This is a genomic window from Ruegeria sp. BJ6, assembly GCF_056537885.1.
The window spans coordinates 216,632-237,744 of the sequence record NZ_JBQFSG010000005.1 but is presented as its reverse complement, the minus strand read 5'-3'; the positions used below and the strand labels follow the sequence as shown (position 1 = coordinate 237,744).

Annotated in this window: 22 protein-coding genes; 10 read left to right on the top strand and 12 right to left on the bottom strand. The window is 60.9% G+C overall.

Features of this window, described 5'->3' with window-relative positions; translation table 11 throughout:
* The first annotated feature begins 27 nt into the window (after positions 1-27).
* Entirely contained in the window at positions 28-444 is a 417-nt protein-coding gene (locus ACR0D6_RS13180; RefSeq protein ID WP_480765823.1) for a type II toxin-antitoxin system Phd/YefM family antitoxin, read from the top strand.
* Between the two features lie 100 nt (positions 445-544).
* Here ACR0D6_RS13180 and ACR0D6_RS13175 read toward each other — a convergent pair whose 3' ends face one another.
* The 4 genes from ACR0D6_RS13175 to lepA form a co-directional block, all read right to left on the bottom strand.
* Positions 545-997, bottom strand: coding sequence for a hypothetical protein (locus ACR0D6_RS13175; RefSeq protein WP_480765822.1), 453 nt, complete (start codon positions 995-997; stop codon positions 545-547).
* Positions 998-1,190: 193 nt separating this feature from the next.
* Positions 1,191-1,433, bottom strand: coding sequence for a hypothetical protein (locus tag ACR0D6_RS13170; RefSeq protein WP_480765821.1), 243 nt, complete (start codon positions 1,431-1,433; stop codon positions 1,191-1,193).
* A 212-nt stretch (positions 1,434-1,645) separates the two neighbouring features.
* A complete protein-coding gene (locus ACR0D6_RS13165; RefSeq protein ID WP_480765820.1) occupies positions 1,646-2,557 on the bottom strand; it encodes a hypothetical protein in 912 nt (303 codons plus the stop codon).
* The gene (gene lepA / locus ACR0D6_RS13160; RefSeq protein ID WP_170651486.1) at positions 2,558-4,357 is read right to left on the bottom strand and encodes a translation elongation factor 4; all 1,800 of its coding nucleotides are present in this window, start codon (positions 4,355-4,357) and stop codon (positions 2,558-2,560) included. It lies immediately after the preceding gene.
* 163 nt (positions 4,358-4,520) lie between these two features.
* Here lepA and ACR0D6_RS13155 point away from each other — a divergent pair, with 163 nt between their 5' ends.
* The 3 genes from ACR0D6_RS13155 to ACR0D6_RS13145 all read left to right on the top strand — a co-directional run bounded on the left by ACR0D6_RS13155 (position 4,521) and on the right by ACR0D6_RS13145 (position 7,031).
* Entirely contained in the window at positions 4,521-5,621 is a 1,101-nt protein-coding gene (locus ACR0D6_RS13155; RefSeq protein ID WP_480765819.1) for a Hint domain-containing protein, read from the top strand.
* A gap of 2 nt (positions 5,622-5,623) precedes the next feature.
* Complete coding sequence (locus tag ACR0D6_RS13150) at positions 5,624-5,935, top strand: hypothetical protein (RefSeq protein WP_170651484.1); 312 nt, start codon at positions 5,624-5,626, stop codon at positions 5,933-5,935.
* 130 nt (positions 5,936-6,065) lie between these two features.
* On the top strand, positions 6,066-7,031 hold the full coding sequence (locus tag ACR0D6_RS13145; RefSeq protein WP_480765818.1) for a LysR family transcriptional regulator: 966 nt from the start codon (positions 6,066-6,068) through the stop codon (positions 7,029-7,031).
* Here the strand turns inward: ACR0D6_RS13145 and ACR0D6_RS13140 are convergent.
* Positions 7,028-7,471 carry a low molecular weight protein-tyrosine-phosphatase gene (locus ACR0D6_RS13140; RefSeq protein WP_480765817.1) on the bottom strand — a complete coding sequence of 148 codons (444 nt, stop codon included), beginning with the start codon at positions 7,469-7,471 and terminating at the stop codon, positions 7,028-7,030. The genes ACR0D6_RS13145 and ACR0D6_RS13140 overlap by 4 nt on opposite strands.
* Positions 7,472-7,498: 27 nt before the next feature.
* Here ACR0D6_RS13140 and ACR0D6_RS13135 point away from each other — a divergent pair, with 27 nt between their 5' ends.
* Positions 7,499-8,194 (top strand): NAD-dependent deacylase, encoded by a 696-nt coding sequence (locus tag ACR0D6_RS13135; RefSeq protein WP_480765816.1) that lies wholly within the window; start codon positions 7,499-7,501, stop codon positions 8,192-8,194.
* A gap of 77 nt (positions 8,195-8,271) precedes the next feature.
* Positions 8,272-8,880, top strand: a complete 609-nt coding sequence (locus tag ACR0D6_RS13130; RefSeq protein ID WP_480765815.1) for an HdeD family acid-resistance protein — start codon at positions 8,272-8,274, stop codon at positions 8,878-8,880.
* Between the two features lie 106 nt (positions 8,881-8,986).
* Here the strand turns inward: ACR0D6_RS13130 and ACR0D6_RS13125 are convergent, their stop codons facing one another.
* From ACR0D6_RS13125 to meaB, 4 genes are all read right to left on the bottom strand, one after another.
* Positions 8,987-9,460 (bottom strand): copper chaperone PCu(A)C, encoded by a 474-nt coding sequence (locus ACR0D6_RS13125; protein ID WP_480765814.1) that lies wholly within the window; start codon positions 9,458-9,460, stop codon positions 8,987-8,989.
* Between the two features lie 43 nt (positions 9,461-9,503).
* On the bottom strand, positions 9,504-9,848 hold the full coding sequence (locus tag ACR0D6_RS13120) for a hypothetical protein (RefSeq protein WP_480765813.1): 345 nt from the start codon (positions 9,846-9,848) through the stop codon (positions 9,504-9,506).
* Positions 9,849-10,356: 508 nt separating this feature from the next.
* Positions 10,357-10,644 carry a 50S ribosomal protein L28 gene (gene rpmB, locus ACR0D6_RS13115; protein WP_039532366.1) on the bottom strand — a complete coding sequence of 96 codons (288 nt, stop codon included), beginning with the start codon at positions 10,642-10,644 and terminating at the stop codon, positions 10,357-10,359.
* A 245-nt stretch (positions 10,645-10,889) separates the two neighbouring features.
* Positions 10,890-11,867: a methylmalonyl Co-A mutase-associated GTPase MeaB gene (meaB, locus tag ACR0D6_RS13110; RefSeq protein ID WP_480765812.1), complete on the bottom strand. Its 978-nt coding sequence runs from the start codon at positions 11,865-11,867 to the stop codon at positions 10,890-10,892.
* A gap of 113 nt (positions 11,868-11,980) precedes the next feature.
* Here meaB and ACR0D6_RS13105 point away from each other — a divergent pair, with 113 nt between their 5' ends.
* Together ACR0D6_RS13105 and hrpB are read left to right on the top strand one after the other, a co-directional pair.
* A complete protein-coding gene (locus ACR0D6_RS13105) occupies positions 11,981-12,664 on the top strand; it encodes a DUF3108 domain-containing protein (RefSeq protein WP_480765811.1) in 684 nt (227 codons plus the stop codon).
* Positions 12,665-12,706: 42 nt separating this feature from the next.
* Entirely contained in the window at positions 12,707-15,157 is a 2,451-nt protein-coding gene (gene hrpB, locus ACR0D6_RS13100) for an ATP-dependent helicase HrpB (protein ID WP_480765810.1), read from the top strand.
* Positions 15,158-15,203: 46 nt separating this feature from the next.
* Here the strand turns inward: hrpB and ACR0D6_RS13095 are convergent, their stop codons facing one another.
* Positions 15,204-16,814 (bottom strand): GMC family oxidoreductase, encoded by a 1,611-nt coding sequence (locus tag ACR0D6_RS13095; protein WP_480765809.1) that lies wholly within the window; start codon positions 16,812-16,814, stop codon positions 15,204-15,206.
* Between the two features lie 260 nt (positions 16,815-17,074).
* Between ACR0D6_RS13095 and ACR0D6_RS13090 the strand changes: the two genes are divergently transcribed.
* Both ACR0D6_RS13090 and ACR0D6_RS13085 read left to right on the top strand, forming a co-directional pair.
* Positions 17,075-17,533: an NUDIX hydrolase gene (locus ACR0D6_RS13090; RefSeq protein WP_480451054.1), complete on the top strand. Its 459-nt coding sequence runs from the start codon at positions 17,075-17,077 to the stop codon at positions 17,531-17,533.
* 94 nt (positions 17,534-17,627) lie between these two features.
* Positions 17,628-19,106 (top strand): inorganic phosphate transporter, encoded by a 1,479-nt coding sequence (locus tag ACR0D6_RS13085; RefSeq protein ID WP_480728844.1) that lies wholly within the window; start codon positions 17,628-17,630, stop codon positions 19,104-19,106.
* Positions 19,107-19,124: 18 nt separating this feature from the next.
* Here ACR0D6_RS13085 and ACR0D6_RS13080 read toward each other — a convergent pair whose 3' ends face one another.
* Entirely contained in the window at positions 19,125-20,099 is a 975-nt protein-coding gene (locus tag ACR0D6_RS13080; protein WP_480765808.1) for a 2-dehydropantoate 2-reductase, read from the bottom strand.
* Between the two features lie 85 nt (positions 20,100-20,184).
* Entirely contained in the window at positions 20,185-21,111 is a 927-nt protein-coding gene (gene argF, locus ACR0D6_RS13075; RefSeq protein ID WP_480765807.1) for an ornithine carbamoyltransferase, read from the bottom strand.
* Between the last annotated feature and the right edge of the window lie 2 nt (positions 21,112-21,113).

Below are 21,113 nucleotides of genomic sequence, written 5' to 3'. Positions count from 1 at the left end.
CCGAATCGTACAAAAGGAAAACCACCGATGCGCTACACGATTTCCGAGGCCCGCGCCCAGCTGGGGCACCTGATCACCCGCGCGCAGGATCCCCGCGAGGTGATCGTGGTGACGCGGCACGGCGAACCGCTGGCCGCGCTGGTGTCGATTGCCGAGGCAAACCGGATTTGGGATCTGGACTCGGACGAGAGGGTGGGATGGAAACACCCGCTGAGCGGCATTCGCGGATGGTGGTCACGGGGGCGAAACATCCCCGGACTGGAACCTGGACCGGACGGCACCTATGTCACCGCGCGCGAGGCAGCGCTGAAGGTTCGAGAGATCCAGATGACCCGCGCCGAGGAACGCCGCATCCTGGCGCGTGGCGGTCTGGACCCTGTCGAGGGCGGTGAGGTTGCCGCCCGGCCCGTCTCCTCCCTGTGGAGACGCTGGTTCCGTAATTGAGAAGCGTTCCGGCCCGGTCGGCGTACCCTTTAACCGGCTGCCGCATTTTGTGGACAACGGCAGAACATACCCCCTACCACCGGTCCGGGCCGGAAACACTTCAGTTCACCTGACGTTCCAGAACTGTGCTATAAGTCGTTCCGTTCCGCAGGCTACGGAAATCGGCAAAAATCTTGCCGTCTTCGTATCGGGCGTCGATCAGGGCATTCACGCCGATTGTTGGATCAGCCGAGCTTTCGACGATGCCGATATTGCCCGAGCCATCCATGCTGACTGTGCCGGTGGCGTCATAGATGGTCCAGTCGTCATTGGCAGCGCGCCGCCATTTGCTGGGGCCCCAGAACACGTTGTCCTGCTGCCTTTCGATATGCAGCACCCACTCGGCATTGCCAAAGCGCGGTGCGTCACCGGTTGCGGTGCGCGAGGGCGATACAGTGGTGTAGCTGCCAGCCCATGTGCCGCGCAGATCGGGCGTGGCGTCGGCCAGTGCAGCGGTTCCAAGGGCAAGGCTCGTGGCCAAAGCGGCTGCTCCGGCAGTCATGTATCTGGTCATGGGCTCTCCTCCTGAATGCGACCATTTGGAGCTCAAAAGCGAACTTCCGTCGTTGTGGCATACAGATTGGGAGAGGGTGGCGGGGTTACAAGTTACCTTAGGGAAACTTCATATTTGTTTAATCTGGGCGTTAGAGTTGAGGCAGGCGGCCAACCCGCCTGCCCCGGACGCTAATCACTGGAAAATCACAATATCAGTTGAGGCCAAGCATCTCTTTTGCCTGAGCCAGCGTCTCAACGGACGCGTCATGGTCGCCCGCGTCATGCAGTTGTTGCCCCTCGTCGCGCCAGGCCTGAACCTGCACGACCTGTTCGTCGGTCAGGTCGGTGCCCGCAGCCAGCGCTGCGTCGATGGCGGCAATGTCGGTGGGGCACTGCCCGGCAAAGGCAGGAGCGGTAAAGAGACAGAGTGCGGCGGCAATAGTCAGATGTTTCATCGCAATTTCCTCCTACGATGGTGAGAGGAAAATACCACAAATCCGGGGGTATTTCAGCGGAGTTGACCGGCGCGTAATGCAACTGGCAAGAGATGGCCGATAACATGTCGGCGGCGCAAACGCGCCGCCCCATGGGGGCCGGTCGGCGCGGCCCGCCGCCGGGCGGGTGACTGTAAAGCTAAATACTACGAGGCGTCAATTCCAAGTGTCTACTATTTCGCACACTTACCTCGAGACAACGTGTAATTATCCAAAGCAACAAATCTTACTTGGTAAATGCCCGCATCAAGCGAGCTTTTGGGGATAAAACCCCTAATTTCTCCCTCGCCCAGAAAAAAACCTGCACTTGTCATTCCAAGCAGCTTTCCTTCATAAAGATAACCGTCAGTACTTTGGACACAAACCTCAAAGGACTTTAGTTGGCTTCTAAACCTAGCCTCACCCAAGCCAATGGATAGGAACCCCAGAACAATTGCAATCGACAGAACACTAAACTTGAGCGCAAGGAACGCCTCCTTTTTTTTAAGTGAGGAAACGAAAAAACGGTTGTATATTGAAACTTCACCCAATCTAAAGTTCGATGTAAAATTAGAAAGGTAAAGTCCACTCAAAGCGATACACACACCGAAGAAGAAATTAATAATCACAAAAGCTAGAGAAAAAGCATCAATAAAGAAAACAGATACGAAAGCAACTGTTAAGATAAACACCATAATTGAGTTTGTATTTTTTGAAGCTCTTTCAAGAAATCGATACCTATTGGAAATCGTATTTCTCTTCTTAGGAAATACAATATAGACTAGATTTACCATCGCACCATTTAGAAAATGTGATGCCCGAGCCATCAAAAGCATAACAGCGGAAAATATTGCAAATGGGAAACTCAACGAGACAACAAATCTGGCGTCAAGCAACGGCAATAACTCCTTACCTAAATTGCTTGCATAAGACGAAACATACAAACTTGTTAGGGCTAAAAACGCCGCAATCACGGACCAAAAAGGCCCAAAAATTTTAAATAGTCCTGAAACTGAATAAACGAGCGAACTCCGAGAACGATGGACTATTATTGAACGCGCCTTTGCATCACGCAGGATCAAATTTCTCCTACCCAGGCGATGCATTTAACTATCCATCTTCAACGCGCTAATAAACGCTTCCTGCGGGATATCGACCTTCCCAAACTGGCGCATCTTTTTCTTACCCGCCTTCTGCTTGTCCAGCAGTTTGCGTTTTCGCGTGGCGTCGCCTCCGTAGCATTTCGCGGTCACGTCCTTGCGTAAGGCGCTCAGGGTCTCGCGCGCGATGACCTTGCCGCCGATGGCTGCCTGGATCGGGATTTTGAACATGTGGCGCGGGATCAGGTCCTTGAGCTTTTCGCACATCGCCCGGCCCCGCATCTCGGCCCGGTCGCGGTGAACCATGGTGGACAGTGCGTCGACGGGCTCGTCATTCACCAGCACCGACATCTTGACCAGATTATCCTCGGTATAGCCGGTCATCTGGTAGTCGAAGCTGGCATAGCCCTTGGTCACCGATTTCAGGCGGTCGTAGAAGTCAAAGACGACCTCGTTCAGCGGCAGGTCATAGACGACCATGGCGCGGGAACCGGCATAGGTCAGGTCCAGCTGGATGCCGCGGCGGTCCTGACAGAGTTTCAGCACGTCGCCGAGGAATTCATCAGGCACCAGGATGGTCGCCTTGATGCGCGGCTCCTCGATATGGTCGACCTTGGATGGGTCGGGCATGTCGGCGGGGTTGTGCAGCTCGATCATCTCGCCGTCTTTCATGTAGACGTGATAGATCACCGAGGGGGCCGTCGTGATGAGCTCGATATCATATTCGCGCTCGATGCGGTCGCGGATGACCTCAAGGTGCAGAAGGCCAAGGAAGCCGCAGCGGAAGCCAAAGCCAAGCGCGGCGGAGGTTTCCATTTCAAAGCTGAAGCTGGCATCGTTCAGGGCCAGTTTGTCGATCGCGTCGCGCAGGTCTTCGAATTCGGAACTGTCGACGGGGAAGAGGCCACAGAACACCACCGGCTGCGCGGGTTTGAAGCCGTCCAGCGCCACTTCAGTCCCGTTGCGGTCGTTGGTGATGGTGTCACCGACGCGGGTGTCGCGGACCTGTTTGATGGAGGCGGTGAGAAAGCCGATCTCACCGGGACCGAGGCTGTCGACCATCTCCATCTCGGGGCGGAAGACGCCGACGCGGTCCACATGGTGCAGGGTGTTGTTCGACATGAACTTGACCCGCATGCCCTTTTTCAGCGTGCCGTCCATGATGCGAACCAGAACGATGACGCCCAGATAGGCGTCGTACCACGAATCCACCAGCATCGCCTTGAGCGGCGCATCCAGATTGCCCTGCGGTGCTGGCAGTTGCTGAACGATAGCCTCGAGCGTTTCGTGGATACCCTGCCCTGTCTTGGCGCTGACCTGAATAGCGTCGGTCGCGTCGATTCCGATCACGTCCTCGATCTGTTCCGCCACGCGGTCGCAGTCGGACGCGGGCAGGTCGATCTTGTTCAGCACCGGCACGATCTCATGATCGGCGTCGATGGCCTGATAGACGTTGGCCAGCGTCTGCGCCTCGACCCCTTGGGTGGAGTCGACGACCAGCAGCGAACCTTCGACCGCGCGCATGGAGCGGCTGACCTCATAGGCAAAGTCGACGTGGCCGGGCGTGTCAATCAGGTTCAGCACGTATTGCTCGCCATTGTCGGCGGTATAGTCGATGCGAACCGTGTTGGCCTTGATGGTGATGCCACGCTCGCGCTCGATATCCATGCTGTCGAGCAGCTGTTCCTTCATGTCGCGATCCTTGACCGTTCCGGTCTCTTGGATGAGCCGGTCAGCAAGGGTGGATTTGCCATGGTCGATATGCGCGACGATGGAGAAATTGCGGATATGGGCGAGGTCTGTCATGGGTTGGGATATGTCCGGAGTTTGGGGCCTCGTCAAGCGTTGAAGCGTTGCAATAAAGGCTGCACCAACGTCTTTCTGCCCCATGGCATTTACCCGATTTTTGCGAATGGGTAAGATGTTGGAGGCAAATGACCCAACCAACAACAAGAAAGCAGCATAAACGTTGGCCGATTATTCAATCTTTGTTCTTGGCGAAAGCCAGCTGACGATCTCGGTCACGCAAGGGCTGGACGGCGTCAATCAGGGCACGGGGATACACCTGATCGGTGAGACCATTACGATTGACTCGCGCGCAGCCACGGAAGTTTTCATAACTGACAGCGGAAGTGACACGGATTTCGCTGACAACGACGGCAATCAGCGCCTGGACGGCGATCAGACGATAGACGGAACACTTTTCACCAGCGGCACAAGGGTTGAGGCCGAATATGGCATTACCCTGACGGATGGCACGAATACGTGGCAGGCCGTCGCGTTCAACGTGAACAACTCCTCTCCGTCCTTTGCCACCGTCGAAGGGATCGCGTTCATTGGCGGTCCGGGCGCATTTCCTCCGCCAGGAGTGCCGCTAACTGTCGTCGACACACAGGAAGGGCCCAGCTTTGACGAGGGCGATTATGTCACCCCGATCTGCTATGCCAAGGGAACCCTGATCGCTACCGAAAACGGCAGCATCCCGATCGAGGCTTTGGCAGTAGGCGACAAGGTCTGGACACAGGATCACGGGTACCTTCCGGTGCAATGGACAGGATCACAGGATGTCATCACCGCCGGACGGTTCAGGTTGGTCGATGTCCCAAAGGGTGTCCTGTCGAACTTTGCAACGCTGATGATTTCACAACAGCACAGGGTGCTGATTTCACATCCGATTGCTGAATTGCTGTATGCCAGCCCCGAAGTATTTGTGCCGGCAATAAGTCTGGTGGATGCAGGTGTCGCGACCCTGTCTGACCACAAGATGGCCTGTTATCATCATATTTTGCTGGAGCACCACAGTGTTATCCGCGCAAACGGTGCTGCGTCCGAGAGTCTTTTGACCTCATCCCTCACTGCCCTGCAAAATCCGGACAGCCTGTTCTTTCCACAACTCGCCGGGCGGATCACGTCGGCGACAAGAACAGCAAGGCCTGCCCTAAAGAGGCAGGAAGCGGCGCATTTGGTGCAAATGGTCTTGTCCATTGATCCTGAGCGCCATTTGATTCATACTCGCGCGCAGCCGAGAGGGGCGCCAGATCTCTCCGGGCAGGCAAAATACGAGGCATGAGCATGAAACAGTTCCTCATCATCGCACTATGTGCCACGTCGTTTACGGCGGTGGCTCCGCAATCCGCAGACGCGGCGCAGATCAAACGCGCATGTATGGCGTCGGATCGTGAGGCCGCAACGCGGCAGCGGTGCAGTTGCATTCAGAAAGTGGCGAACGACGCACTGTCGCGCAGTGATCGCAAGGTCGTGGCCAAGTGGTTCACCGATCCGCATCAGGCACAGGTGCTCAAGATGTCGACCACCGCACGCGACGATGCGCTGTGGGATCGTTATCAGGCGTTCGGCAAGCTGGCGCAGGCCGTCTGCCGCTGATCCCCGGCCCTTTCGATCTGTAAAGCGGATGAACCGCCCGGGCGCGTGCCCTGGGCGGGGTCTTTTTGTCTGAACGCTTGACCCTGCGTGAGGCTGGCCGCAGAAATGGCGCAGCAGAAAAGGTGCCGGAATGGTGATGAAAGGGATAACCCTGCGCGGGCTTGAGGTATTCGAGGCCCTGGCGCGGACCGGATCGGTGGCGCAGGCCGCCGAGATCACCGGGCTGAGCCAGCCTTCGGTCAGCCAGCAGTTGCGCAATCTGGAAAACGCTCTGGGCACCGAGCTTGTGGATCACGGGCGGCGGCCGATGCGGCTGACGCAGGCCGGGCGCGGCTTTCTTACCCGCGTGCAGACGGTGCTGGCCGAGTTGCAGATGGCCCAGAGCGAACTGGCCGTGATGGATCTGGGTCATCTGAGCACGCTATCCATCGGGTTGATCGACGATTTCGACAACGACCTGACACCGCGTCTGGCCACCCTGCTGGCCGACAGCCTGACCCGGTCAAAGTTCAAACTGATCACCCTGCCCAGTCTCGAGATTTTCGAGGCGCTGGAATCGCAGCGGCTGCATCTGGCGGTGTCGGCCCATAGCGGCGAAGTGCTGGAGGGGGTGGTCGAGTACCCTCTGGTCCGCGATCCGTTCATTCTGGTCGCGCCTAAAGGGGTTGTGCCGGGCGGGAGCGATGTGATCGCCGGGCTCAAGGACCTGCCGTTTCTTCGCTATGCGCGCGAGCAGTTGATCAGCCGCCAGATCGAAACCCATCTGGCCCGGCATCAAATGGAATTCGAGGAGCGGTTCGAAATCGGATCTCACCTTGCGCTGATGGCGATGGTGGCCCGCGGGCTGGGCTGGGCGATGACCACGCCGCTGGGCTATATGCGGGCAGCGCGGTTTCACGATGAGCTGGACGCCTTTCCCGCCCCGTTCGAGGAATTCTCGCGCACGATTTCGCTGTTCACCCGGTCCGACTGGCCGGATCAGGTGCCGCGCGACGTTGCCGGAATGATGCGGCGCCTGATGCAGAGCCAGATCATTGACCCGGCGGTGGCGCGCCTGCCTTGGCTGAACGGACGCTTGAAGGTGATCGGCGACTAGCGGTCCAGATGCGCCTGCAGCCCGTCGACGGCTGCTTCGATCAGGTCGAGTGCACCGTCGAAGTCGCGGGTGTAGTACGGGTCGGGTACGTGATCAGCCAGAGTTTCGGGGGCAAAATCCGTCAGCAGGCGCACCGGGGTTTCGCTGCCGGGCGGGCGCAGCGCCTCGATATCGGCGAGGTTGGAGGCATCCATCCCCAGAATCAGATCGAAGCGGTCGAAATCAGCGGCTGAAAACTGCCGCGCGCGCAGGTCGCTCAGGTCGATATCGCGGTTGCGCGCGGCCTGCTGCATAGGGCCGTAGGGCGGCTTGCCGACATGCCAGCCAGCGGTTCCGGCGCTGTCCGTGGCGTGATGCGGAGCACGGGCGCGAAAGACGCCTTCGGCAGCGGGGGAACGGCAGATGTTGCCGAGACAGACAAAGAGGATACGGTGGGTCATGGGCTTGGTGTATTGCGCGGAGGGGAAATGGAAAAGATCGTCATTCTGACCGGGGCCGGAATTTCGGCGGAAAGCGGGCTGGGCACGTTCCGCGACGAGGGCGGGCTGTGGGCGCAGCATCGGATCGAAGATGTGGCCACGCCTGAAGGATTCGCGCGCAACCCAGCGCTGGTTCACGGGTTCTACAATGCCCGGCGCGTACAGGCGGCAAAGGCGCAGCCCAACGATGCCCACAAGGCGCTGGCGCGGCTGCAGCGAGAATGGCCGGGCGAGGTCATCATCGTCACGCAGAATGTAGACGGCCTGCACGAGGCGGGCGGGGCCGAGGATGTGATCCACATGCACGGTACTCTGGCCGGGGCGCTTTGCGGGGCTTGCGGACATCGCTGGACATCGCCCGATGAAATGGCGGTGGGTGAGCCCTGCCCGGCCTGCGCCAATGCCAGCGCGCGGCCGGATGTGGTCTGGTTTGGCGAGATGCCATATCACATGGATGCGATTTACGACCATCTGGCCGGGGCATCGGTCTTTGCCGCTATCGGCACGTCGGGGCAGGTTTATCCCGCAGCCGCCTTTGTCCACGAGGCCATTGCAGCGGGCGCACGCACGATCGAGTTGAATCTGGAACCTTCGCAGGGCGTTTCGAGCTTTGACGAAACCCGGTTTGGCCCGGCCACCGAAACCGTTCCGCTATGGGTCAGCAAACTGCTTGGCAGCCGTTAGCGGGCGGGCAAAGAAAGATTGCAGACATCGCGCCGAATTCTCGTTTATGGTGTGAAGACAACAAGCTGGGGAGCGTCATGACAGAGAACGAGACACGACACGGCGAGATCGTCGACGATGGCAACATGGCAGATCGGGATGCGCTTGGTGAACATCTGGCGGGCTTGTGGTGGACTTTCCTGCTGCGCGGAATTCTGGCCGCGCTTGTAGGTATCGCGGCACTTTTCTGGCCCACGGGCAGCATCTCGCTGCTGTTGCGGCTGGTCGGAGTGCTTTTGATACTGGATGGCGGGCTGACCTTGCTTGGGTTCGGTCGCCGCGGGCTGATCGGTGGTATCGGACTCGGCGCCGTTGTGATCGGTCTGGTTCTGCTGATCTGGCCGGAAGGCGTGGCCAGAATTACCTTTTTCCTGCTGGGCGCGTGGGCGCTGATCATCGGTATCGGCTCTCTTATGGCGCTGGGGCAGATGCACACGCTGGACCCCGAGCGCGCGACAGTGCGCAACTCGGGCATCGTGGCGCTGGTCATCGGGCTGGTGCTGATCTTTTGGCCGGGTAGCGGCCTTGTGGCGCTGGGATGGGCGATCGCCTTTTCCGCGTTGGCATTTGCCGTCGTCATGTTTTTCATGACTGCACGCTTCAAACGCGCGGCGGACCGTCTGGCGATGCGCGTCATCAACCGGTAGCGGTGCAAACACCCAACCGCTGACCATCAAAGCAACAACAGGCCGGGCATTGCCCGGCCTGACGCATGGATGAGGGCCGCAGAGCGGCCTGAAGGCAGGTGTAACTTCAGTTCGAGTGCCCGCTGTGCGCGCCGCTGTCCTGCCGTTCCAGATCGACAGGGATCTCAACCTCGATCTCTCCGGCATTTTCGAAGATCAGAGTGACGGGGACAGTCGCGCCCTGTTCGAAGGACTGCTTCAGCCCCATGAACATCACGTGATCACCGCCGCGCTGCAGCGGGTGGGATTCACCTGCGGGAATGGCAAAGCCTTCCTCGACATGCACCATCTGGGCTACGCCGTCGTCATTGATCTTGTGCGTGTGCAGTTCGACCCGCGCGGCGACATCCGATTCCACGCCGATCAGGCGATCATCTGCGTCGCCGTGGTTCATGATCATCATGAAGGCCGCCCCGGCCTTGGCGTTTTTGCCGGACGAGCGCGCATAGGCGTCATCGACCATGATGGCGCCTTCCGCCAGTGCGGTACCGGCAAGGGTCAGGGTTGCAAGGGTTGCGAACAGGGTGGATTTGAGGGTCATCATGCCTCTCCTTTTTTGATTTGGCTGAATTTATTGAGAAAATTCAGTCAGCAGGAGGCGCGCGCGCAGGTGTCTGCGGCTGTGGCAATGAAATAAGATTGTGCGCAGCTGTGGCCGGTCCGGGCAGCGCACGGTCCGGTGGTGTCGGAAGGAATGGCTCGGCCTGCAGAACGGCACCCAGAAGGCTGAGCGCATAATCCGGGCAGTAATGAGGTGGCCGAGTCGGCTGACCGTCCTGGTCCATATAGACGACAACGGGGCCGGTGCCCGTGCACAGCACCATCTGGCCAACGGCCTCGCCAACACCGCGCGAGGCGGCAACCCCCTGTCCGGTCAGAACCAACAGCACAGACAGAGAAAATGCCAGATATCCGCGTAGAACCATCATGTTGGGGATTCTATAGGCCGGTCCGGAAAAGCGCTTCAAGCGCATTCGACTGACTGCGACAGGATAGCCGCGCACCATGTCCGGAAACCGGGGTGCCGAATGCAGGTTCGGCCCTGCATTCGGCGATGGGACCGATTACCGGTCCAGATTGGGGCGCGACGACGTATCGGTTGTCATGCTTGTGTGCAGACGGTTCACGCGCCGCTGTATCTGAGTGCATTTCCTGATTCCGCTTGCCGCGAAATCAATCAGAATTCCTAAAAATGCATATTGTTTGAAAGGCATAGGCGAAGCCTCCGATCTACTAATATGCACAAACGTATTCGCATTTTTGCGAGCAGTATGTGAACAATGTCACGCCAAAACACGAATTAATATTAAATTTGAAAACAATTTTGGCGGTTCGGCTTTCGCCCCGACAGAGGCGGATTTTCCAACTCACCGATCTTAAATAGGAAAACCCCGCACGATGTCGCGCGGGGTTCCGAAAATCGAAATGTAAGGCGGATCAGGCCGAGGCTTGTGCCTTGGCGATTTCCTTTTTCACCTTCAGTGCGTTTGCCGACAGCTCTTCGTCCTTGGCTTTGGCCAGGAACGCGTCCAGACCACCACGGTGGTCGACCGAGCGCAGGGCAGCCGCCGAGATGCGCAGCTTGACGCCACGGCCCAGGGTTTCCGACTGCAGGGTGACGTCGTTCAGATTCGGCAGAAAACGACGACGAGTTCTGTTTTTGGCGTGGCTGACATTGTTGCCAGTCATCGGGCCTTTTCCGGTCAGTTCGCAACGGCGCGACATGGTTTCTTCCTTTGTTTCTGGAGGCCGGGCATCTGCCTGCGGCCAAATCACAAGGGGCGCAACCCGAAGTCGCGCCCGAAAACTGGTTGGATGCGTGTAGTGGGAATCACGGATGGGGTCAAGATGGGCGGGCGCGAAATCTTTGCTCGTGCCGGTGGTTTTGATGCGACCGGGAAATGGCCCGTTCGGGCCATGCCTCCGGCGGTCGTATTTGTCAACGAGCAGAAGGGCGGCACGGCGCAGGATCAGGCGCGGGACAGTGTCGCCAGCATCTTTTCTGCAGCGGCACCCGGGCTGAGGTGGCCCTGTGACACCCGGTCATTGAGTTCGGCCATCTCAGCCTTTGCCTCGGGCGTATCGAGGCGGGCCAGAAGGGCGTGGCGGACCTCCTGATCGAACCAGTAGCGGGCCTGTGCGGCGCGGTTGGCCGCCCAGTGACCGTTCTCCCTGCGCCAGTCCGACAGCGCCTGCATCTCGTCCCAGGCCTGGGCAAGGCCCATTTCCTCGACCGCCGAGACCATCATGGCCTTGGGAAAATCATCGGGGTCCTGCGGGCGCTTGCGCAACAGACGCAGCGCACCGGAATAGTCGGCGCAGGTACGGGTGGCGGCGGCCTTCAGATCGCCGTCCGCCTTGTTGATCAGAATCATGTCGGCCATCTCCATGATACCGCGCTTGACGCCCTGCAATTCGTCCCCGCCGGCCGGAGCCAGCAACAGCAGAAAGAGGTCGGACATCTCGGACACCACCGTTTCCGACTGCCCGACACCAACGGTTTCGATCAGCACCACGTCAAAACCCGCCGCTTCGCACAGGGCAATCGCTTCGCGTGTGCGGCGGGCGACGCCGCCAAGGTGGCTCTGGCTGGGGGATGGGCGAATAAAGGCGTTTTTCTCGCGGCTCAGACGCTCCATCCGGGTTTTATCGCCAAGGATCGATCCGCCGGAACGGGCGGAACTGGGATCAACCGCAAGGACCGCGACTCGCAGCCCCTGCCCGGTCAGCAGCATGCCGAAACTTTCAATGAAGGTGGATTTGCCAACACCGGGCGTGCCCGACAGGCCGATGCGCAGCGACTGGCGGTCGGCGCGTCCGAGACGCTCCAGCAGCTCAGCGGCCTGAGCGCGGTGGTCAGGGCGTTTGCTTTCGACAAGCGTGATCGCACGGGCCAGCGCCCGGCGGTCGCCGTTCAAAATCTTGTCACTTAGGCTGTCTAATTGCATTCTGAACTCAATTTCTGTGGCACGAATACTTGCAGCCGACCAACCCGGTTTGTCCAGCCCGGACCGCATAGGAATTTTGATCCGTGTTTCGCCTGAGCCATGTTTTTTGCATTGTGACCCTTCTGGTTCTGCCTGCATCGCTGTTGGCAGAGCAGACGCAAGCGCGTTTTGCCTTGCGGGCACTGGGTGTGAAGGTGGGCGAGTTCACGCTGGACGGTAACGCCGGCACCTCGCGCTATTCGGTGTCGGCGCAGCTTGCCACGACGGGGCTGGTCGGTGCGATCAAGCAGGTGCGGTTTGTTATTCAGGCGTCGGGGCGGCGCAAAGGGGATCGGTTCATCCCGCAACAGTACGTCGAGGATATGGATACAGGGCAGCGCCAGTCACGCGCGCGGTTGACCTATTCGGGCGGCGTGGCGCGGGCCAGCGGGTCGGAGATCGGGGAAAGGACGGCCTTTTCCGTGACCGATCAGGAACAGCGCGGTGCGGTGGACCCGTTGACCGCGATCTTCATGGTTCTGCGGGATCAGCGACCCGAAGACCTGTGCAGGTTGCGCCAGAAAATCTATGACGGCGAGCGGTTGACCGAGATTGCCCTGACCCGGCGTGTGGATTCCGGTGGCACGGTTCGGTGCAGCGGTGCCTTTACCCGGCTCAGCGGCTATGCGCCCGATGATCTGCGCAAGGGCAGCCGGTTTCCTTTGACGGTAACCTATGAGGCGCAGGGCGGCGTCATGCGGGCGGTACATGTACAGGCGCAGACGGTCTATGGCGCGGCGACGGTTGTGCGGAAGTAGTGCGATCTGGACGGCGCTGGCGAGTTGGCGGATAAGGGCCGGATGACACTGCGCCTGCCAATTGACGACGCCATTCCCGAACTGCTGGAGGTTCTGCGGACCTCGGGCCGGGCCGTTCTGCAGGCCCCGCCCGGAGCGGGCAAGACCACGCGCGTGCCGCTGGCCATGCTGGAGGCCGGGCTGTGCGACGGACGTATCGTGATGCTGGAGCCACGCCGGCTGGCCGCGCGGGCCGCGGCGGAGCGCATGGCCGAAACGCTGGGCGAGCGCGCGGGCGAGACCGTTGGATATCGCGTGCGGGGTGAGGCAAAGGTTTCCAAGGCCACGCGGATCGAGGTCGTGACCGAGGGCATTTTGACCCGGATGCTGCAATCCGATCCCGACCTGCCGGGCGTGGGTGCGGTTATTTTCGATGAATTTCACGAACGTTCGCTGAATGCCGATCTGGGGCTGGCCCTGTGTCTGGAAGTAACCGGGGCGCTGCGCGACGATCTGATCCTGCTGGCGATGTCGGCGACACTGGATGCCGACCCTGTGGGGCGCTTGATGGATGCGCCGCTGGTGACCTCGGAAGGGCGGAGTTTTCCGGTCGATCTGCGCTGGTTGGAGCGGCCATTGGGGCAAAAGGCGCGGCGGCTGGATGCGCTGATCGATCTGGTCCTACAGGCCGAGCGAGAGACGCGTAGCGTTGGCGGCGGAATGCTGGTGTTTCTACCCGGCGAGGGCGAGATCAGGCGGGCCGAGGCGGCGCTGACCGGACGGTTGCCTGGGGCTTGTGCGATCAGGCCCCTGTTTGGTGCCATGCCGTTTGCCGCCCAGCGCGCGGCGATTGCCCCGGTTGATGGCGGGCGAAAGGTGGTTCTGGCGACGTCGATTGCCGAAACCTCGCTGACCATTCCGGATATCCAGGTGGTGGTGGATATGGGTCAGGCCCGGCGTGCGCGATTTGATCCCGGATCGGGCATGTCGCGGCTGGTGACAGAACGGGTGACGCGGGCCGAGGCCACACAGCGCGCAGGCCGCGCCGGGCGTGTGGCAGAGGGTGCGTGTTACCGGTTGTGGTCGAAGGGAGAGGAAGGCGCATTGGCCGCCTATCCCCCGGCCGAGATCGAGGCGGCGGACCTGACCGGGCTGGCGCTGGAACTGGCGCTTTGGGGGGCGGATCCCGGTGATCTGGCCTTTCTGACCCCACCGCCCGAAGGTGCAATGGCCGAGGCGCGGGCGCTGCTGGCGATGCTTGGGGCGCTGGATGGCAAGGGGCGGATTACCGATCATGGGCGGGCGCTGGCGGCGCTGCCGCTGCATCCGCGGTTGGGGCACATGCTAGTCGAAGCAGGCCCGCAGGCCGCGCCCTTGGCGGCGCTGATGGCCGAGCGGGACCCGCTGAAGAGCGCGCCGGTTGATCTGGCGTTGCGTCTTGAGGCGCTGCGGGACCTCCGCGCGTTTCAGCGCAACCGGCCGTGGCAGGTAAACCCGGGCGTTGTGGACCGCATCCGGGGCGAGGCAAAGCGGCTGCAAAAGCAGGCTGGTGGCAAGACCCGTGACCTGAGCCCGGCGGCCATGGCGGCGCTGGCTTATCCGGATCGGATCGGACAGCGGCGCAAAGGGGATGTACCGCGATTTGTACTGTCGGGCGGCAAGGGTGTCGTGATGGAAAGCGGCGATACGCTGGCGGGTGCGCCCAATCTGGTGGCGATCGATACCGATGGAAACCCGCGCGAGGCGCGTTTGCGGATGGCGGCGCAGATTTCCGAACGCGAAATTCGCGATCTCTTTGCCGATCAGATTGAATGGGCCGACAGTTGCGGGTGGTCGAAGCGCGAACGGCGCGTGGTCGCGCGGCGGCAGGAGCGGTTTGGCGCCATTACTCTGGACGACCGCATCTGGAAGGATGTGCCGGACGAGGATGTCGCGCGCGCGATGTTGGACGGGGTGCGCGATCTGGGCATCCGGCTGGATGGCGCGGCGGCGCGGTTGGCGGCGCGGGTTGAGCTGGTGCGTTCCGAAGGCATTGATCTGCCTGACTTTACTGTCGAAGGGTTGACGGTCTCGGTCGAAGATTGGCTGCTGCCGATGCTGTCCGGCGTCAAAACCGCCGAAGACTGGAAACGTTTTGATCTGTTGCCCGCGCTGCAAACGCGGTTGAGCTGGGACCAGATGCAAGAGCTTGACCGGCGCGCGCCGGGGTCTTTCGTGACGCCGCTGGGGCGCAAGGTCCCCATTGATTACGGCGCGGCGGTGCCGGAAATCTCGGTCCGTTTGCAGGAGCTGTTTGGTGTCACACGGCATCCGGTGATCGGGGGTGAGCCGCTTAAGATCACGCTGTTATCCCCTGCACAGCGACCGATCCAGATCACCCGCGATCTGCCGGGGTTTTGGGCCGGGTCTTATGCGGATGTGCGCAAGGACATGCGGGCCCAGTACCCCAAGCATCCGTGGCCCGAAGACCCGACGCAGGCCGACCCGACACTGCGCGCCAAGCGGCGGTCGTAGAGGGGGCTTTGCCCCCGCCGCCTTCGGCGTCTCCCCCAGAGTATTTTCAAAAAGATGAAGAGCGGATCATGTCGGCGGCTTTTTCGGCGATCATGATGACGGGTGAGGCGGTGTTGCCGGATACGATTTTCGGCATGATCGAGGCATCGATGACCCGCAGCCCGTCAAGACCGTGAACCCGCAGGTCCGGCGCGGTTACGGCCATGGGGTCGGTGCCCATTTTGCAGGTGCCGGTGGGGTGGAAGATCGTAGTAGCGATGTTGCCGGCCTCGTGCAGAAGTTCGGTATCGGACCGGATGGAGGGGCCGGGCAGGAATTCCTGCGGCTCGTATGGTTGCAGCGCTTTGGCCGTCATGATCCGGCGCGCCTGTTTGACAGCGGTCACCGCGACCTGTTTATCGCGTTCGGCGCTCAGGTAGTTGAGGCGGATATGGGGCTGCGGGTCGGCGGCGTTTTGGGTGATGTGGCAATCGCCGACGCTTTCGGGGCGCAGGTTGCAGACCGAGACGGTGATGGCCGGGAATGGGTGCAGCGGGTCGCCGAGGCGGTCGGTGGATAGCGGCTGAACGTGGTATTCCAGATCAGGAGTGGCGAGTGCAGGGTCGGATTTGGTGAACATGCCGAACTGGCTGGGTGCCATCGACAGAGGGCCGGAACGGGTAAGCGCGTATTTGAGGGCGATGCCGATACGCCCGGTCAAGGAGTTGGCGGTTTCATTCAGCGTGCGAGTGTTGCTGACACGGAAGGCGGTGCGGATTTGCAGGTGATCCTGCAGGTTTTCGCCAACGCCCGGCAGGTCGTGGACCGGGGTTAAGCCCAGCGCGGACAGGCGGTCTGGCTGGCCGATGCCCGAAAGCTCCAGCAGTTTCGGGGAATTGATGGCCCCGGCGGCAAGCAGGACCTCTCGTCTGGCACTGACGGTGCGCGCCTGCCCCTTGTGGCGGAAGGCGACGCCGGTGACACGGCGGCCATCAAGGATCAGCCGGTCCGTCATGGCATGGGTCAGTACCCGCAGGTTGGGGCGCTTCATGGCCGGGCGCAGAAACGCCTTGGTGGTGTTCCAGCGCACACCGTTCTTCTGGTTTACCTCGAAAAATCCCGACCCTTCGTTGGTGCCGGCGTTGAAGTCGGCGGTCGGCATATAGCCGAATTCCTTCGCACCCTCCTGAAAGGCGCGCAGGATGTCCCAGCCGAGGCGCTGTGTGGTTACCTTCCATTCGCCCCCTGCCCCGTGCAGGTCGGTTTCACCCTTGTGGTGATTCTCGGACTTGCGGAACCACGGCAGTACGTCATCCCAACCCCAGCCGGTGTTGCCCATCTGTCTCCAGCCGTCATAGTCGGCGGCTTGTCCGCGCATATAGATCATGCCGTTGATCGAGGTGCAGCCACCCAGAACCTTGCCACGCGGATAGACGAGGGATCGGTTATTCAGACCCGGCTCCTCGGCGGTCTTCATCATCCAGTCCACGCGCGGATTACCGATGCAGTAGAGATAGCCGACGGGAATGTTCACCCAATGATAGCGATCATTGCCGCCTGCCTCGAGAAGAAGAACGCGGGTGCCGGGTTCTTCGCTCAGGCGGTTGGCCAGAACACATCCGGCCGTACCGCCGCCAACGATCACGTAATCGTAGTCTCCGTCCAGTTGATCTGTCATCCGGTTCCTCCCCTGTGCGTCAGCTTGCCGATTGGCGCGGCGGTTGCAATGGAGAACCTCGGGCTATCAGGCAGTTATTTGTGCTCCGAATTGTGAGGAATAGGCGGGGGCACACCAACCGGAGCCGTCGAAACAATCCGGTGCTATTGAAAATTCGCGGGAAAGGCCCACGTTCCAGTGCGATTGTTGAAAATTTCAGCCAAATCAGGTATCAAAGCGAACCCACGGAAATATCCGGGCACAAGACAGGCACTTTTGACATGGCAACATGGCTGCGTAATATCTGGGAGGAGGTCGCCAGACCTCTTGTCCTGCGTCCCAAGCGGGTGCAGTGCGCGGCGCTGTGCACCAAGCAGGTGGACGGGCGGAATACCGTGCTGCTGATCACCAGCCGCGATACCGGACGCTGGATCATTCCCAAAGGCTGGCCGATCGACGGTCTGGACGGGGCCGAGACCGCGTTGCAGGAAGCCTGGGAAGAAGCCGGGGTTAGCCGGGCGAATGTCGACAGCGAGCCGGTGGGGTATTATTCCTACGACAAGATGATGAAGGATGGCTCGGCTCTGCCGATCCAGACCAATGTTTATCATATCCATGTCTCGGAACTGGCGGATGACTATCCCGAGGCGCATGAGAGAAAACGGTGCTGGGTAAGCGCCAGCGATGCGGCGGATCGGGTGAGAGAGCCCGAGCTGCAGGCCATATTGCGGCAAATGTAACGGTTTTGTAAAAACTGCATGACAACCCCTTGCCCCATCCGGCGCAAGGATGTAGCGCGCTGGCGCCTGAAACAGTAAGCATTGCGCAAAGCAGATGACCGACAGCCAGACCGAACCGCGCTGGAAAGCGCTGGATAACGACCTGCATCGAATTTCGCGTGTAGAACGCGCGAGCGCCTATGTCGCGCGCCCGCTGGTGGCGCCGGGGATCGCGCTGGCCTTTATCGCTTTGGCCGGGCTGGTCGCTGCGGTGTGGTTCGGGCAGGCAAACGGCGGGCTGGTCGTTGTCGCCGCTGCCGCTTTCGGTGCCTATATGGCGATCAATATCGGCGCAAACGACGTGGCCAACAACATGGGACCGGCGGTGGGCGCGAATGCGCTGACCATGGGTGGTGCCATCGTCATTGCGGCCATTGCCGAAAGCGCCGGTGCGTTGCTGGCGGGGGGCGATGTGGTATCGACCATCTCGAAGGGGATCATCGATCCGGCCTCGGTTCAGAATAGCGAGGTCTTTATCTGGGCGATGATGGCGGCGCTGATTTCGTCCGCCATGTGGGTCAATCTGGCCACATGGATCGGCGCGCCGGTTTCAACCACGCATTCCGTCGTGGGCGGTGTGATGGGCGCGGGCATTGCCGCGGCAGGCATGAGCGCGGTCAGTTGGGGAACGATGAGCAAAATCGCCGCCAGCTGGGTGATTTCACCGGTTTTGGGAGGCGTGATCGCTGCTGCGTTTCTGGCGCTGATCAAGGCCAGGATTCAATATCAGGATGACAAGATCGCCGCGGCCCGGCGTTGGGTCCCGATACTGGTGGCGCTTATGGCGGGGGCCTTTGCCTCGTATCTGGCGGTGAAGGGGCTGAAACGGATCGTGAAGGTTGATCTGGAGCTGGCTCTGCTGATCGGTCTGGGTGCAGGTGTGGCGGTTTGGGCCATCACCGTGCCGTGGGTCCGCCGCAAGTCCGAAGGGATGGAGAACCGGACCCGTTCGCTGAAAACCCTGTTCGGTCTGCCGCTGGTGATTTCCGCCGCCTTGTTGAGCTTTGCGCATGGCGCCAATGACGTGGCCAACGCGGTCGGGCCGCTGGCCGCCATTGTCTATGCCGCCGAGTTCGGGGATTTCGCCGCCAAGGTTACAATCCCGAGCTGGGTCATGATCATCGGGGCATTCGGAATTTCCTTTGGTCTGTTCCTGTTCGGCCCCAAGCTGATCCGCATGGTCGGCAGCCAGATCACCAAGCTGAACCCGATGCGGGCCTATTGCGTGGCGCTGTCGGCGGCGATCACGGTGATCGTGGCCAGCTGGCTGGGACTTCCGGTCAGTTCGACCCACATCGCAGTGGGCGGCGTGTTTGGTGTCGGGTTTTATCGCGAATGGCATTCGGAACGGCGGCGGCGTGGTCTGAACCTGAAACGCCAGCCCGAATTACGGCTGGCGCAAGAAGAACGCCGGCGGCGCAAGCTGGTGCGGCGGTCGCATTTCATGACTGTCGTGGCGGCCTGGATCATTACGGTTCCGGCGGCTGCCTGTATGTCGGCGGTGATTTTCCGGGTTCTGACAGCATTCCTCTGACGCTGGTGCGTGCTGCTGTCAGCTGTAAATCTGATCGGGAGAGAGGGGTTCGTTCGGGGCTTGCGCTATCAGAGTCGCAACCCGTGAACAGATCGGGGTCGGGACGGCGTTTGCCTGTCCGATCCGTATGATCTCGCCCTGCAGGCTGTCAATTTCGGTGGGGCGCCCGGCCTGTAGATCATAGGCCATTGATGTGCGGGCGCTGGGGTCGATGGTCAGCATGCGCGCCGCGATGCGGGAAAACAGCGGTGTCGGCAGGCGCAGGATATGGGGCGTCATCCATGCCGGGAGTGGTGTCGTCGAAGCGACCGGGTGTCCGGCGGATTTGAGTACGCCCAGCGCCTCGGCCATCTGGGCGGCCATGAGACGGCGCCAGCTCGGCTCCAGCAGTTGTTCCCTGAGGGTCAGGCCGGACAGCGCATTGAGCGCATTGTTGAGGTTGATCACCAGTTTGCCCCACTGAACCGCCTCGATCCGGTCGCTTTCGGTGACGGGCAGCGCGGGCGATGAGAGCGCGGTTGCCAGTGCGCCCTGCCCCGTCTGGATCACGATATCGCCGGACGTCGCGCGATGATACGCGGCCAGAGAGGTCGGAACGACGTTGAAGGGTACCATACCGGCACGAACATCGCGGTCAGGCAGGCCCGCGCGCAGTATTCGGGCGTTATCCATCCCGTTTTGCCAAGAGAGGACCGGCGCGGTTTCAGGTCCGTGCCGGGCTATCAGCTCGGCCATTGTTTCGGTGGCACCTGATTTGACGGTGACGACAAACAGATCGGCCGATGCGAGACAGTCCGGGTTTTCCGCAAGGGTCAGACGGTCTGGGGAAACCGTACAGCGAAGGCCCGAGAAATCGGTGACTGTGAGACCCTGTGCACGGATCGGATCCAGAATGCGGGCACGCCCCAGCAGGGTCACATCATGCCCGGCCTCTGCAAGCAAAGCACCACAATAACATCCGATGCTGCCCGCGCCCGCGATGACAAGTTTCATGGCGCCCCTTTCCTTTTGCGGAAAGGATGCGCCGGGATGAACCGCTGGGGCAAGAGCGGTACGGAATGACGTGGCGCCGCCTCGGTCAGAGGCCCAGGCACCAGCGCATGACGGCCTTTTGCGCGTGCAGGCGGTTTTCGGCCTCGTCGAAGATGACCGAGTTGGGTCCGTCCATCACTTCGGAGGTGGCCTCTTCTTCGCGGTGCGCGGGCAGGCAGTGCATGAACAGCGCGTCCGGTTTCGCGTGGGACATCAGTTCGGCGTTGACCTGATAAGGGCGCAGAAGGTTGTGGCGGCGTTCCTTGGCCGATTGTGCGTCATGCATCGAGACCCAGGTGTCTGCGACCACCAGATCGGCCCCTTCGACAGCTTTGAACGCGTCCCGTTCGACGGTGACTTTCGAGCCTTTGGAGCGGGCAAACCCCATGAATTCCTCTTCGGGATCGAACTGGGCCGGGCCGGTGAATGTGAAGTCGAACCCGAACTGGCCTGCCGCATGCAGGAACGATGAACAGACGTTGTTGCCATCGCCGGTCCAGACGACCTTTTTGCCCGCGATGGGACCGCGATGTTCCTCGAATGTCAGCACGTCGGCCATGATTTGGCAGGGATGGGTGCGATCGGTCAGGCCGTTGATCACCGGCACATCGGCAAACTCGGCCATCTCGGTCAGGATGGTTTCATCGAACGTGCGGATCATGATCATGTCCACGTAGCGGCTGAGCACGCGGGCGGTATCGGCGATGGTTTCGCCATGGCCTAGCTGCATGTCCTTGCCGCTGAGCACCATGGTCTGACCGCCCATCTGGCGCACGCCGACGTCGAAAGACACGCGGGTCCGGGTCGAGGGCTTTTCGAAGATCAGCGCCACCATGCGGCCTTCGAGCGGCTGATCGTCATCCAGAGCGGCCTTGGGGCGCCCCAGGCGATCCTGTTTCATCGTCGCGGCCTGGTCGATCATGGCCCGCAGATCAGCGGGATCGGTTTTGTGAATGTCGAGAAAATGGTTCATTG